Consider the following 13,087-nt stretch of genomic DNA (forward strand, 5'->3'; position numbering starts at 1 on the left):
AAATAGTTAATTTTTTAAATCCATGTGGTATTTTGACTAATGGTATGGCAAGGAAAGCCAATGGCGTATCACGGCGGAACGTTCTCAAAGTAACGGGTGGCTCGCTAGCGGCGGCCGGGGCGACCGGCCTGGCGTCGGCAGCGCCGACGGACAAGGTGGAGGTCAACGTCGGATTCAACAGCGCACGCGGTCGCGCGATGACGCGAAGTAGCGCGGACGAAATCGTTCGGGAATTCAACTCCATCGAGGCGATGACGATTCGCGTGCCCAAGCGCGCGGCAACGGCGCTCGAAAAGAATCCGAACATCCGCTACGTGGAGGAAAACGGCACGATGGAAGCACTCGGTCAGACGCTCCCGTGGGGCGTGGACCGTGTGGATGCCGAGGTCGCACACTCGAACGGCGCGACGGGTTCGGGTGCCGACATCGCAATCGTCGACACCGGCATCGACGACGACCATCCCGACCTGCAGGCGAACATCGGCGCCGGAAAGTCGTTCGTCTCCTGTGGGAGCGGCGGATACACCGGGAGCTGTATCCTCTACGGTAACAGTAACTCCTGTAACGACTCGTGGTCCGACGACAACAACCACGGAACCCACTGCGCTGGTATCGCGAATGCCGTGGACAACGGGCAGGGCGTCGTCGGCGTCTCCACGCAAGCGACGCTCCACGCCGTGAAGGTTCTCGACTGCTCCGGTAGCGGTTCCTTCTCCGACATCGCGGCCGGTGTCGAGTACGTCGCGGACCAGGGCTGGGACGTGGCGAGCATGAGCCTCGGCGGCTCTTCGGGCTCGCAAGCCCTTCACGACGCGATTCAGTACGCCTACGACAACGGTGTCGTCCTCGTCGCCGCGGCCGGAAACGACGGACAGTGTACCGACTGCGTCGGCTATCCGGCGGCGTACTCCGAGACCATCACGGTCGCATCCTCGAACGATAGCGACCAGCAGTCCTCGTTCTCCAGTCAAGGTTCCGAGGTGAACATCATCGCACCCGGTACCGACATCTACTCGACCGTTCCCAGCGGCTACGACACGTACTCGGGGACGTCGATGGCGACTCCGCACGTCGCCGGTGCCGCCGGTCAGCTCATCGCACAGGGGTACTCGGCGCGCGATGCCGAAAGCCGACTCCTGAACACGGCAAAGGACCTCGGCCTGTCCAGCAACGTACAGGGAAGCGGCCTTCTCGACGTCGCCGCAGCGCTCGGCTACGACTCCAGCGACAACTGAACGGCGAAGATACCCGAACGACCCCTTACGTCTTTTTTGAGCAAGGAACGACACGCACAGCGTTGGGAATAGCGTCTCTTTCGTCCCTCGAGCAATATTTTCATACAATATAAGAAAATATTATGTGATTGTATTTTATATATGAATTGATGTCGAAAGAAATCAAGAATGCGACGCGACGAAGCGTGCTGAAAGCGACCGGCGTCTCGATGGTTGCCGTCGGTGCGAGCGGCGTCGCCGCCGGAAAACGGGAACGTCGGGAAGTGAACGTCGGGTTCGAAAGTCGGGCGGGTCGTCGGCTGGCTCTCGAATCGGCGAACGACGTCGTTCGGGAGTTCTCGGGAATCGACGCGGTAACGGTTCGGATTCCGGAGGCCGCGATTTCCACGCTCGAATCGGCACCGGGCGTGACCTACGTGGAGGAGAACGGCACGATGCACGCTCTCGGCGAAACGCTTCCGTGGGGCGTGGACCGCGTGGATGCCGAGGTCGCAACCGCGAACGGTTCGACTGGAACCGGGGCGGACGTGGCCGTCGTGGACACCGGCATCGACGCGAACCATCCCGACCTGCAGGCGAACGTCGGTTCCGGGAAATCCTTCGTCGGGAGTTCGTGGAGCGACGACAACGGCCACGGGACGCACGTCGCGGGCACTATCGCGGCCGTCGATAACTACAGCGGCGTCGTCGGCGTCGCGCCCGGGGCCACGCTCCACGCCGTGAAGGTTCTCAGCAGCACCGGAGCGGGGTCGTACTCCGATATCGCGGCCGGTATCGAGTGGGCGGCCGACCACGGACACGACGTCATCAACCTGAGCCTCGGCGGGTCGTCGAGTTCCTCGACGGTCGATGCCGCCGTGCAGTACGCCTACGACAACGGATGCCTCCTCGTCGGTGCGGCGGGCGGGTCCGGGCCGTGCAGCGGCGGTTGCGTCGGCTATCCGGCCTCGGCGTCGGACGTCATCGCGGTGAGTGCGACGAATCAAAGCGACGACATCGCCAGCTTTTCGAGCAGAGGACCGGAGATAGAACTCGCCGCACCCGGTCAGGCCATCGAATCGACGTACTGGGACGACACCTACGAGACCCTCTCGGGCACGTCGATGGCAACGGCACACGTCTCCGGTGCGGCCGCCCAAGTGATGGCCGCGGGCTACTCGAACACCGGCGCACAACAGCGATTGCGCGACACCGCGGAGGACCTCGGGTTATCGAGCGACGAACAGGGCTACGGCCTCGTAGACGTCGCTGCAGCGCTGGGATTCGATTCGAGCAATAACTGAGTGACAACGGATAGCGCCGAATATTATTTCAGAGGGTAGTTCACTCTAATTAATCTAATAATCTCAGAAAAAAATTTAAGAGAATATACTTCATCGTTTTGCCTGCAATGCCACGCAACAAAAGCGGCGTTTCACGACGTAACGTTCTCAAGGTCACAGGCGGTGCGACGGCAGGGCTCGCCGTCACCGGCTTCGCGAACGCGAAGCCGAGCGATAGAGTACGGGTCAACATCGGCTATACGGGCGAGTCGGGGCGACGGGCGGCGCTCGACGCGGCATCGGTGGTTCACCACGACTTTTCGTTCGACGCGGTTACGCTCGAAGTACCCAAGCGTGCCATCACGGCGCTCGAACGGCGAAGCGAAGTACGCTACGTCGAGGAAGACGGGACGATGCACGCGTACGCGCAGACGCTTCCGTGGGGCGTCGACCGCGTGGACGCGGATGCCGCCCACGACTCCGGGTACACGGGCTCGGGTGCCGACGTCGCCATCATCGACACCGGTATCGACGCCTCGCATCCCGACCTCGACAACAACCTCGGTAGCGGAACGTCCTACGTCGGGTCGAGCTGGGACGACGACAACGGCCACGGAACCCACTGCGCCGGTATCGCGGCCGCCGAAGACAACGGACAGGGCGTCGTCGGCGTCGCGCCCGAGGCCACGCTCCACGCCGTCAAAGTCCTGAACAGCAACGGAAGCGGCTACTTCTCCGACATCGCGGCCGGTGTCGAGTACGTCGCGGACCAGGGCTGGGATGTCGGGAGCATGAGCCTCGGCGGTTCGTCCGGGTCCTCGGCGCTCAAGGACGCGGTTTCGTACGCCTACGACAACGGCGTGTTCCTCGCCACGGCGGCCGGGAACAGCGGGCCGTGCTCGAACTGCGTGGGCTATCCGGCGGTGTACAGCGAGTGCGTGGCTATCAGTTCGACGAACAGCTCCGACGGGCTATCGTCATTCTCCAGCACCGGCCCGCAGGTCGAACTCGCCGCACCCGGCAGCAGCATCTACTCGACCTACTACGGGGACAGCTACGACACCCTCTCGGGTACCTCGATGGCCTGCCCGCACGTCGCCGGTGCCGCGGGCATCCTGATGGGACAGCTCGGCTACTCCAACACCGGCGCGCGAAGCCGACTCAACAACACGGCGGAAAACCTCGGCTTGTCCAGCAACCAGCAGGGTAACGGCCTGCTCGACGTGTACTCCGCGATCTAAACGGACACTTCACCCCACCACCAATCACATCGCATCGTACCCGACGATGCGTTTTTACCGGTACCTTCCCGGCACCCGCGGGGGGATTCCGGGACGCGAACGACCGACGGTAGGCAGTGACCGGATGCACCCGGAGGACAACCTTTTCGAGGCAGGACATCGTACGGAAAATAATGACGCTCGAAAGCGAGGTGACGGCGACGCCGACCGGCGGAGCCGTCGAGTTCGAACTGACGGTTCGAAATCCGGACGCCGATTCGCGGAACGTGACGTTCAGAAGCGGACTCAAGGCGGATTTCGCCGTTCTCGAAGACGATGCGGAGATTTGGCGCGCGAGCGACGGAAAGATGTTCACGCAGGCGCTCCAATCCGAGTCGTTCGACCCGGATACCGAGCGGACCTATCCGGGTGAGTGGCCGGACCCCAGTCCGGGGCAGTACACCGTCGTCGCGACGCTCGAAATCATGGACGAGGACGTGGAAGCGCGGACGGACTTTTCGGTCTGATTTTCGAAAACGAGGTTCGACCGAATCCGGGTCAGTCGAGTCTATCGTACAACTCCTCGGCCGCCCGACGAACCGCTTCGTCGCTGCTCTGTGCGGGCGTCCACCCCAGCGCGGACAGTTTCTCGATGGAGAGTCGCATCTTCGGCACGTCACCCGTCCACCCGCGGTCGCCGCCGGTGTACTCATACTCGGGGTCGAGGTCCATCACGTCCGCCACAATGTCGGCGATGGCATTGACCGAAGTCGTCGTCCGAGTCCCGAGGTTGTAGGTGTTCATCGCATCGTCCGCGTTCTCGACGACGTAGCGCATCGCTTCGGTGCACTCGGTGACGTGCATGTAGGATTTCTCCTGCAATCCGTTCCCGAGGATGGTCAGCATGTCGGGGTTCTCGTCCAACTTCTCCACGAAGTCCGGGACGACGCCCGCGCCGAACCGCGGACCGACGATGTTGGCGAATCGGAAGTTCCACACGGTGAAATCGTAGGAGTGGGCGAACGTCGAGAGGAGGGCTTCCTCCGAGAGCTTCGCCGACCCGTAGATGCTGATGGGTTCGAGCGGCGCGTAATCTTCGGGCGTCGGCCGCGGGGCCTCGCCGTACACCGTCGAGGAGGATGTAAACGCGAAGTTCGTCACGCCGACCTCGTCCATGCGTTCGAGGATGTTGTACGTCATCTCGCCGTTCTCCTCGAACTGCGGTCGCGGGTCGTCGGTGTTGACGTACTTATCGGCCGCGGCGAAATGGAAGACGGCATCGAAGGAGTCGTCGATGACCGCCTCGACGGCGGACTCGTCGGTTAAATCGGCCTGCACGAACTCGGCGTCGTCGTGAACGGACGACTCGACTCCGTTGGAGAGATCGTCCGCGACAGTCACGTCGTTGTCCGCGACGAGGTCGTCGACCATCTGGGAACCAACCAAACCGGCACCGCCGGTTACGAGAACTCGTTTACCGGAGAGTTGCATGCACGGTTCTGCGATTGTGGCCGGGAAGTGTGTTCCGGTCTGCCGGAACGCCGTCGAAAAAACGTCGCGTTGCCGCGATCCGTATTTCGAAACCTCCTAACGCGTTCGGCTGCCATCGAAGCGTATGCACGACGAACCGTCGGTCACGGTCGTCCGTCTCGGCCACCGACCCGGACGCGACGAACGGATGACCACACACGTCGGACTCACCGCCCGCGCGTTGGGTGCGGACCGCGTGGTCCTTCCCGACAACGCGGGACAATCGCAGGAGACCATCCGCGACATCGCCGACCGCTTCGGCGGCCCGTTCGAGGTCGAACTGTCCAGCAGTCAGAAGGCGCTCATCCGAAACTGGGAAGGAACCGTCGTCCACCTCACGATGTACGGCGAGCGCGTACAGGACGTGGAAACCGAGATTCGGGACGCACACGCGGACGAACCGCTCCTCGTCGTCGTCGGGGCGGAGAAAGTTTCGTTCGACGTGTACGAAGCCGCCGACTGGAACGTCGGCGTGACCAACCAACCGCATTCGGAGGTCGCCGGACTCGCCGTCTTCCTCGACAGATTGTTCGACGGCCGCGAACTCGACCGCGAGTGGGAGAACGCACAACAGCGCGTCGTTCCCAAGGAAACGGGAAAGCAGGTCGAACCCGTCGGCGAGAAGGAGTAGGAAGAAAGGAGACGTGTCGAAAGCGTAAGAACCGACCGCACGTTTCGCTTTCAGTTCTTTTCGGGTCAGTCCATCATCTGCGCCGCGATGGTGTTCCGGAGGACTTCGCTCGTTCCCTCGTATATCTCGTTCAGTTTGGCGTCGCGGTAGTAGCGCTCCACGTCGAAATCCGTCGTGTAGCCGTAGCCACCGTGAATCTGAATCCCTTCGTTGGCGACTTCGCGGGAGATTTCGCTGGCGAACAGTTTGGCCTGTGCGGCGTGCTTGATGAAGTCCTCGCCCCGAATCTTGCGGTCGGCGGCGCGGTGCATGAGCAGTTTGGCGGCCTGTACCTTCGTGTCCATGTCGGCCAGTTTGTGCTGGATGGTCTGGAAGTCGCTGATGGGGCGGTCGAACTGCTCGCGCTGCTGGGCGTATTCGAGCGCGTCGTCTCGCGCGGCGCGAGCGAGGCCGATACTCCGCGCGGCGATGGTGATACGCCCGCCGTTGAGTGTCTTCAGCGCGTGGACGAACCCGTCGCCTTCCTCACCGAGCAGGCGGTTTTCGGGGATTCGAAGGTCGCTGAACCGGAGTTCCGCGGTCGGACAACCCTTGTCGCCGAGTTTGTGTTCGGTTCCCTCAACGTGGAAGCCGTCGTCCTCCTCGGGGCGGACGACGAACGACGAGATGCCCTTGTTACCGGCACCGGGGTCCGACTTGGCGAAGACGGTCACGGTGTCGGCGACGGAGCCGTTCGAAATCCAGAGCTTGCCGCCGTTGAGGACGTACTCGTCGCCGTCCTTCTCCGCCGTGGTGTCCATCGCCGGAACGTCGCTTCCCGCGCCGGGTTCCGAGAGCGCGAACGCGCCGATGTCGGTGCCTTGGTTGAGCGGCGTGAGGTACTCCTGTTTTTGCTCCTCGTTTCCGAACTCGTAGAGCATGTTACCCGCGAGGCTGGTGTGGGCCGCGACGATGGTGCCGAGGCCGCCGCTCCCGCGCGAAATCTCTTCGAGGCCGATGGCGTAGGAGTGGTAATCGAGTCCCGCCCCGCCGTACTCTTCCGGGAAGGGCATGCCCATCAGGCCGAGGTCGGCCATCTCGGACACGAGGTCGCTGGGGAATTCGTCGGTTTCGTCGATTTCCGACGCGCGAGGTTTGATCTCCTCGTCAACGAACTCCGCGACCATATCCCGGATCTGTTTCTGCTCTGCGGAGAGACTGAAGTCCATACGGGAGAATGTGGGTAGTCAATCCTTTACTTTTCGCATCCCGGCCGCTCCCCGTTTACAGGGGCCGCCGTTTAGGACAGTCGCTTGCGGATGGAGTCGAGCGTGACGACGCCCTGCACGAGGTACGACGCTTCCTTGCTCTTCGGGGCGATCGTCGCCGCACCAAGCAGGAGCGCGCCGCGCTTCGCGTTACCTTTCTGGAAGGCGTAGCCCGCTTGCGCCAGCAGCGACAGGATGTTCAGCTTGTCGAACGAGGAACTCCCGGACCCCTGCAACGCCTTCAGCGGTCGGTCCTCGCCGGGGGCCGCGGACGGGAGGACGCCCAAACACGCTCGCGTGATGTCGAGTAGTGGTCGAATCATGGACTAGAGTATCGGGTCTCCTCCGGGGTAGGTCTGTGGTTCGAACTCGAAAGGGGTTGAAGAGGGGGAAGCCGACGGAGGGTCGAACGCCGCGTTCGAAACGTCTTACCGGCGTGAACCCGAACGGCGAACCATGTACGGTGTGGTGACGCGAAACCCCGAGGAACTCGACTGGCCCGAGTTCGAGCGTGGGTTCTACGAGATGAAGGACGTGACGGGGCGTGCAACCGAACCGGTCGAGGCGGGCGTGAACATGATTTCGTGCTTCGGCGACAGCACCGCCGCCGAAAACGACCCCTCGCTGGTTCCCGTGAGCGACGAGGGCGAACTCGCCACGCGCGAGCAACCCTACTTCGACTGGGGGTACATCTGCCCGACCCGCGAGGCGTACCGCGACGGGCTGTTGGAGATGGTCTCCGACGCCGCCGAGGCGTACCCCGACGTTCGATTGGACGACGTGGGCTTCCCGCGGGCCGAATACTGCCACTGCGAGCAGTGCGAATCTGAGTTCGCGGCGAGCGACTACGACGATTGGAAGGCGTGGCGCGCGAGCGTCATCACGGAGTTCGTCGCGGAGGCGAGCGACAGAATCCCCGGCAAGACGTATCTGACCCTGTATCCCGACCCCTATCCCGGCCACCTCTACGAGCGGGCCGGACTCGATTTGAAGGTGCTCTCCGAACACGTGGACGAGTTCATCGTCCCGCTGTACGACATGGCCTATTCGACCACCTACTGGCTCGAAGTCATCGCTAGCGGGTTCGAAGACGCCCTCGACGCGCCGTTCAGCATCGAACTCTACGCGGTGGATATCGACATCGACGACCTCATTCACGCCACGGAGGTCGCCGACGCCTACGGTAACGACGTGTTCTTCGGCTACGAGTCAGGGAACGCCCGCGCCGCGATTCGGCGGATGGACGCCGACTCCCGCGACGGCGTTACGCACGGGAACTGAATTTCTCTTCTTTCCACTCGACTAGTTGCTCGCGGTCGCGGGTGTTCTCCGGGAGTTCGGCGAACCACTTCGCGTCGGTTATCTCGCCGTCGGGGTCACGCAGCGTCGGCGTCGTCGTTTCCGCACAGGCCTGGAACACCGGGAGGACGCCCCACGTCGAGTAGTCGCCGCACCGAATCGCCGTCCGGGTCGCAATCGCCAATCCCTCGTAATCGGCTTCGACACCCGCTTCCTCGCCGAGTTCACGCTCCGCGGCCTCGCGGTAGGTCTCGTCCGATTGAATGCCGCCGCCGGGGAGCACCCACATATCGACCCCGGCGTGCCAGACGAGAAGGAGTTCATTGGACGGGCGGTAGACGATGGTGTGTGCACCGTACGGTGCCCCACTTTCGGACACGCGGTTGGCGAGCGTGCGAAACCGACCCCGGGACACCTCGTAGTTTCGCGTGAACTCCAGAAACTCCGTGTGTCGTTCCGTCAGCCGGTGATAGGCCTGTTCCGCTCGCTGTTCGGCCTCGGTCGCGAGAAACCACAGCTCATCGAGCGTCATCGTATAACTGACCGCGGGCAGCCCCTGAGGACGAGCGAGAATCCGAGTGCGCGAGGAGTCCAATCATATGCCACGATATTCTGGCGGGCGAAATAAGCCTTCGGACGGCGACACTCGTGAATCGGTCGGTTTTTACGACCGGATGGGCTATCCGGCGGTATGAGCTTCGAAGAAGACGACGCGGTGATTTTGCACGACCAGCACAGCGAGTACGACGGCGAAGAAGGCACGGTCACGCAAGTCATGGAGAACATGTTCGGCGACGCCACCTACACCATCAGCTTCGAGGACGGCCAGGAGACGGGCATCCCCGAGGATTCCCTCGAAGCCGTCGAGGACGAGGAGTAACTTTTCTTTCTTCGATTCGTACGTACCAACATGGCTAGCGTTCCGTTTCACTACATCGACCTGCGGGCATTCTGCTATGCGACTGAAGACGACCAGCGCGTCGAGGACGCTCTCCGCGCGTACCTCCCCGAAGACGCCGAAATCGAGCGAATGAAAAGCGAGGGACACCTCGGCGACCGCATCCTCATCCTCTCGGCGCGGGTGGAGAACGCGGACGAGATGCGCCACATCCTCGGCAGGCTCCGCAAACTCGACGACATCGATGGGCTGCGCGACGAACTCGACCAGCGCGTGGACGACAACTGCTCGTTTTTCGTCTCGCTCGACAAGCAAGCCGCCTACCGCGACGAAATCGAAATCGGCGACGGAATCACCCTTCGCGCGAAAGTCGAAGCCTACCCCGCGAAGAAGGACGCCGCGGTCGAGAACGCCAGAAAAGCGCTGTCGTAACCCTGATTACGGGGTCTCGCTCCCGATTAAGCCGACACAAAGTTTATCATGGTCCCTACTGTTGTGATAATCGTTACCACGCAACGCGTGGATGAGTATCATGCAAGAGTGTCCATACTGTAATTCTGACCTTCGTCACGGCGGTAACTCACGGACGACCCGCAACGGCAACCCGACCGGCCACAAGAGCACCGGTACCGAGTACGTTTCGTGTCCCGACTGCGGCGGTATGATCGACGGCTTCTCGGCCCACTAACCACGCGAACTCGCCTTTCGATTTTTTGTCGTCCGTGCGTTCGGCGGGATGTGTGATTTTCGTTCCGAGCGCATGCTCTGCGGTGGTCACGATGGAACTGTGCGGGACCGGATTCGAACCACGTCCGAACGGTTCTGCTCGCTCACATCCGTTCGCTGTGCGGACTGCGTTCGGTCTACTTCGAACCCGTCGGCTACATTCTCCGCTCACGACCGTTGTTCGCGGAGAATGTGCGGGACCGGATTCGAACCGGCGGACCCCTACGGGACAGCGTCCTAAGCGCTGCGCCGTTGGCCTAGCTTGGCTACCCGCACGCAGTAGGGGCTTTTCAGGTGCGAGATAAGAAACTGTCGTTCTCCTCGGACGAGCGTTTATAACGGATGACGCGCTAATTTTCCTCGTGTATCGGGCTCGTGACCAAGTGGAAAACGAATCGTGGCTCGCCGAACTCCAACAGGCCGCCGACCGTCTTGACCTCGAAACCGCCGCTCGGTCGCGGGCGGCGGACCTCTTTCTCTCGACGGTCTCCGGCGCCGAAGACCCCGAGGACCGCTCGAAACGCGCGGTTGCGGCGGCCAGTCTGTACGCGGGGTCGCTCATCGAAAGCGACCAGCGCTCACAGCAGGCGGTGGCGGACGCCATCGGCGTCTCTCGATTGACGATTCAACAGCGCTGGAAGACGGTCCTCGAAGAGGCGGGGCTTCAACCGCCGTCGTGGTAATCGACAGGTGAAAAAGAATTTCAATTACGCCCGTCGCTGTCGGGGGTCAGGTTTCCGTGTTCGTCGATTTCCCCGGCGACGATGCGCGTGCTGGAGATGATGTCGCCGTCCTCGGCCGTGACGTGCGGGACGACGACGATTTCGAGGGGGTCGAAGCCGCGCTCCGCACGGAGCTCGTTGATTCGCTCGCCGCCGTGTTTCGTCTCGGGGGAGACGATGAGCACGTCGAACTTCTCCTCCGTGGCGATACCGGTCGGTTCGGTGAGTTTCCGTACGTCGAACTCTCGGTCGTAGTCGTCCGCGAAATCCCGGAGTTCGGATTCGAGGGCGCGCTTTCGCTCCTCGAACGGGCGGACGTATCTATCCACGTTTCGAGTCGCCGGGGCGAGGTCGTCGCTCGTCAATCCGACGGTGACGTCGCCCAACTCGAACGCTCGCTCGAACAACGCCCGGTGTCCGTCGTGAACCGGGTCAAACGTCCCACCCAACGCAACGTCCATACTCCGGCGAATGGTTCCGCGTGGTTTATCACCTTCGGAACGGCGTGCCGTCACCCGACGGGTTGGGATTCCTTTCGATACCGCCGGTACAGTTCCTCGGCCCACTCGAAGAAGGCGGGATGGGTACACTCCACGAGCGCCCGAAGCTGTCCGTCGTCGTCGTAGGCCCCCGCGAGCGCCCACCCGTCGCCGAGCGTCACCCCGAACTCGACGGGACCATCGTGTCGGTAGATGTCGATGGCGCGGCGAACGAGCCTGAATTCGAGCGGGTTGAGCGACCGCGCGGTTTCGAGCGTGTCGGCGGGCATGACGAGTTCCGTCTCGACGCCCTCGAACACGAGTTCCGCGTGAACGTCGTGATACAGGCGGCTCAGGACGGGCGCGAGCATCCGAATCGAGTCGGTCTTCCGCGAGCGGAGTCGGCTCACGTAGTGGCTCACCGGGGCCTGTGGCTGGTCCGCCGACGCGACGACGAGGGTGGCGTCGTGCAACCACGCCGGGTCGGGAAGGTGGGTCGCGTCGGGAAGATGGCGGAAGAACGCGTCGAAGCGCTCGATGGTCTCCAGCGTCTCGACGTAGTTCGCGTGCGTTCGCGTGACGAGTTCGCCGCTCGGGGTGAGGGCATACTTTCCGTCGCGCTTCCGCACCCAGCCGCGGTCGGCGAACTCAGAGAGGTTTCGTTGGGCGCTCCGGTGAGAGACGTCGAGCGAATCAGCGACGTCGCGCGGGGACCCGGGTGACTCGCGGAGATGGATGAGCAAGCGCAACCGCTCCGGCGAGCCCGCGAGAAACGAGACCGTTTCTGGCGTTTCCATCGGGCAAGCGTACTCGTGGGAGCGATGTAAACGTCCCCCTTGGACTGAATTCCCTCGCGAAGGCGAAACGTGATTCTTAAGGGCCGAACGGGTGTCGTTTGGGGTATGAGTGACGAACAAGAGGCTGACGCGACCGAGGAAGAGACCGCAGAAACACAGGAGGGGCTGCAGGAAGGAGACTTCATCAACCTCGATTACACCGCACGAACCGTCGAGGACGGCGATCTCGTCGACACGACCAGCGAAGAGGTCGCCGAGGAAGAGGACGTAGAGACGGAGGGCCGCGACTTCGGTCCCCGAACCATCGTCCTCGGTGCCGGTCACATCTTCGAAGACGTCGAAGAGGACATCTTCGGCAAGGAAGCGGGCGACGAGGGAACCGTTACCGTCGAACTCGCGTTCGGCGAGTACGACAACGAGGAAGTCCGCACGGTCAGCGCCGACAAGATTTCCGAGGAGGACCGCTACCCCGGCGCAAACGTCAACGTCGACGGCCAGCAGGGCTACGTCGAGACCATCATCGGCGGCCGCGCACGCGTCGACTTCAACCACCCACTCGCGGGTGAAGACCTCGAATACGAGTACGAGGTCGTCGACGAAGTGGAGGACGCGGAGGAGAAGGCGGAGGGCCTCTTCTCGATGTACATCGACGCCGACCTCGACATGTGGCTGCAGACGGACGAGGAAGAGGAAGAAGTCGAGAACGAGGACGGCGAAACGGAGACCGAGACGGTCGAGAAGGAAACTCTCTACATCGAGGCGACGCCGCAGCTGTCGATGAACCAGCAGTGGATGTTCCAGAAACAGCAGATCGCACAGGACGTCATCGACCGCCTCGACCTCGACCGCGTTATCGTGCAAGAGACCATCGACGGCGCCGGTGCCGGGATGATGGGCGGCATGGGCGGCATGGGTGGCATGGGCGGTGCCGACCTCGAAGAAGCCCTCGAAGACGTCGACATCGACGAGGACGAACTCGTCGAGGAACTCGAAGAAGAAGGCGACGACGAAGCCGAAGACGTCGAAGAGTAATCGAATCGT

General features: G+C 62.6%; 17 protein-coding genes and 1 tRNA gene. 11 read left to right on the forward strand and 7 right to left on the reverse strand.

Translation table 11 applies throughout. The features are described 5' to 3' along the window. Positions 1-44: 44 nt before the first annotated feature. The 4 genes from V5735_RS02530 (at position 45) to V5735_RS02545 (ending at position 4,244) form a co-directional block, all read left to right on the forward strand. On the forward strand, positions 45-1,235 hold the full coding sequence (locus V5735_RS02530) for a S8 family peptidase (RefSeq protein ID WP_423744925.1): 1,191 nt from the start codon (positions 45-47) through the stop codon (positions 1,233-1,235). A gap of 149 nt (positions 1,236-1,384) precedes the next feature. Then, entirely contained in the window at positions 1,385-2,518 is a 1,134-nt protein-coding gene (locus V5735_RS02535) for a S8 family peptidase (protein ID WP_423744926.1), read from the forward strand. A gap of 107 nt (positions 2,519-2,625) precedes the next feature. Beyond that, entirely contained in the window at positions 2,626-3,738 is a 1,113-nt protein-coding gene (locus tag V5735_RS02540) for a S8 family peptidase (protein WP_423744927.1), read from the forward strand. 173 nt (positions 3,739-3,911) lie between these two features. Next, on the forward strand, positions 3,912-4,244 hold the full coding sequence (locus tag V5735_RS02545) for a BsuPI-related putative proteinase inhibitor (RefSeq protein WP_423744928.1): 333 nt from the start codon (positions 3,912-3,914) through the stop codon (positions 4,242-4,244). 31 nt (positions 4,245-4,275) lie between these two features. On the opposite strand, the gene V5735_RS02550 is transcribed toward V5735_RS02545, so the two are convergent. Beyond that, positions 4,276-5,208: an NAD-dependent epimerase/dehydratase family protein gene (locus V5735_RS02550; RefSeq protein ID WP_423744929.1), complete on the reverse strand. Its 933-nt coding sequence runs from the start codon at positions 5,206-5,208 to the stop codon at positions 4,276-4,278. A 124-nt stretch (positions 5,209-5,332) separates the two neighbouring features. Between V5735_RS02550 and V5735_RS02555 the strand changes: the two genes are divergently transcribed. After that, positions 5,333-5,878, forward strand: a complete 546-nt coding sequence (locus V5735_RS02555; RefSeq protein WP_423744930.1) for a tRNA (cytidine(56)-2'-O)-methyltransferase — start codon at positions 5,333-5,335, stop codon at positions 5,876-5,878. 65 nt (positions 5,879-5,943) lie between these two features. On the opposite strand, the gene V5735_RS02560 is transcribed toward V5735_RS02555, so the two are convergent. Both V5735_RS02560 and V5735_RS02565 read right to left on the reverse strand, forming a co-directional pair. Continuing rightward, positions 5,944-7,086 (reverse strand): acyl-CoA dehydrogenase, encoded by a 1,143-nt coding sequence (locus V5735_RS02560; protein ID WP_423744931.1) that lies wholly within the window; start codon positions 7,084-7,086, stop codon positions 5,944-5,946. A 71-nt stretch (positions 7,087-7,157) separates the two neighbouring features. Further along, positions 7,158-7,448 (reverse strand): hypothetical protein, encoded by a 291-nt coding sequence (locus tag V5735_RS02565; RefSeq protein ID WP_423744932.1) that lies wholly within the window; start codon positions 7,446-7,448, stop codon positions 7,158-7,160. A gap of 133 nt (positions 7,449-7,581) precedes the next feature. Between V5735_RS02565 and V5735_RS02570 the strand changes: the two genes are divergently transcribed. Continuing rightward, positions 7,582-8,406 (forward strand): hypothetical protein, encoded by an 825-nt coding sequence (locus V5735_RS02570; RefSeq protein WP_423744933.1) that lies wholly within the window; start codon positions 7,582-7,584, stop codon positions 8,404-8,406. Here the strand turns inward: V5735_RS02570 and V5735_RS02575 are convergent. Beyond that, positions 8,390-8,956, reverse strand: a complete 567-nt coding sequence (locus V5735_RS02575) for an NUDIX hydrolase (protein WP_423744934.1) — start codon at positions 8,954-8,956, stop codon at positions 8,390-8,392. The two genes, V5735_RS02570 and V5735_RS02575, sit on opposite strands and share 17 nt — an antisense overlap. A 159-nt stretch (positions 8,957-9,115) precedes the next feature. Here V5735_RS02575 and V5735_RS02580 point away from each other — a divergent pair, with 159 nt between their 5' ends. The 3 genes from V5735_RS02580 (at position 9,116) to V5735_RS02590 (ending at position 10,010) form a co-directional block, all read left to right on the forward strand. Then, a complete protein-coding gene (locus V5735_RS02580) occupies positions 9,116-9,304 on the forward strand; it encodes a hypothetical protein (RefSeq protein ID WP_007982862.1) in 189 nt (62 codons plus the stop codon). A gap of 30 nt (positions 9,305-9,334) precedes the next feature. Further along, on the forward strand, positions 9,335-9,754 hold the full coding sequence (locus V5735_RS02585) for an RNA-binding protein (protein WP_423744935.1): 420 nt from the start codon (positions 9,335-9,337) through the stop codon (positions 9,752-9,754). A 100-nt stretch (positions 9,755-9,854) separates the two neighbouring features. Next, entirely contained in the window at positions 9,855-10,010 is a 156-nt protein-coding gene (locus tag V5735_RS02590) for a hypothetical protein (RefSeq protein ID WP_154652468.1), read from the forward strand. A gap of 229 nt (positions 10,011-10,239) precedes the next feature. Here V5735_RS02590 and V5735_RS02595 read toward each other — a convergent pair. Then, positions 10,240-10,324: transfer RNA gene (locus tag V5735_RS02595), tRNA-Leu, on the reverse strand. Positions 10,325-10,410: 86 nt separating this feature from the next. Here V5735_RS02595 and V5735_RS02600 point away from each other — a divergent pair. Further along, on the forward strand, positions 10,411-10,731 hold the full coding sequence (locus tag V5735_RS02600) for a transcription initiation factor IIB family protein (protein ID WP_423744936.1): 321 nt from the start codon (positions 10,411-10,413) through the stop codon (positions 10,729-10,731). 20 nt (positions 10,732-10,751) lie between these two features. On the opposite strand, the gene V5735_RS02605 is transcribed toward V5735_RS02600, so the two are convergent. Beyond that, positions 10,752-11,231, reverse strand: coding sequence for a phosphopantetheine adenylyltransferase (locus tag V5735_RS02605; protein ID WP_423744937.1), 480 nt, complete (start codon positions 11,229-11,231; stop codon positions 10,752-10,754). Positions 11,232-11,281: 50 nt separating this feature from the next. Next, positions 11,282-12,046 carry a helix-turn-helix transcriptional regulator gene (locus V5735_RS02610; protein WP_423744938.1) on the reverse strand — a complete coding sequence of 255 codons (765 nt, stop codon included), beginning with the start codon at positions 12,044-12,046 and terminating at the stop codon, positions 11,282-11,284. Positions 12,047-12,151: 105 nt separating this feature from the next. On the opposite strand from V5735_RS02610, the gene V5735_RS02615 reads away from it, so the two are divergent. Continuing rightward, the gene (locus V5735_RS02615) at positions 12,152-13,078 is read left to right on the forward strand and encodes an FKBP-type peptidyl-prolyl cis-trans isomerase (protein ID WP_423744939.1); all 927 of its coding nucleotides are present in this window, start codon (positions 12,152-12,154) and stop codon (positions 13,076-13,078) included. Positions 13,079-13,087: the final 9 nt, after the last annotated feature.

It is taken from the genome of Haladaptatus sp. SPP-AMP-3, assembly GCF_049568665.1.
In the GTDB taxonomy this organism is placed as follows: domain Archaea; phylum Halobacteriota; class Halobacteria; order Halobacteriales; family Haladaptataceae; genus Haladaptatus; species Haladaptatus paucihalophilus.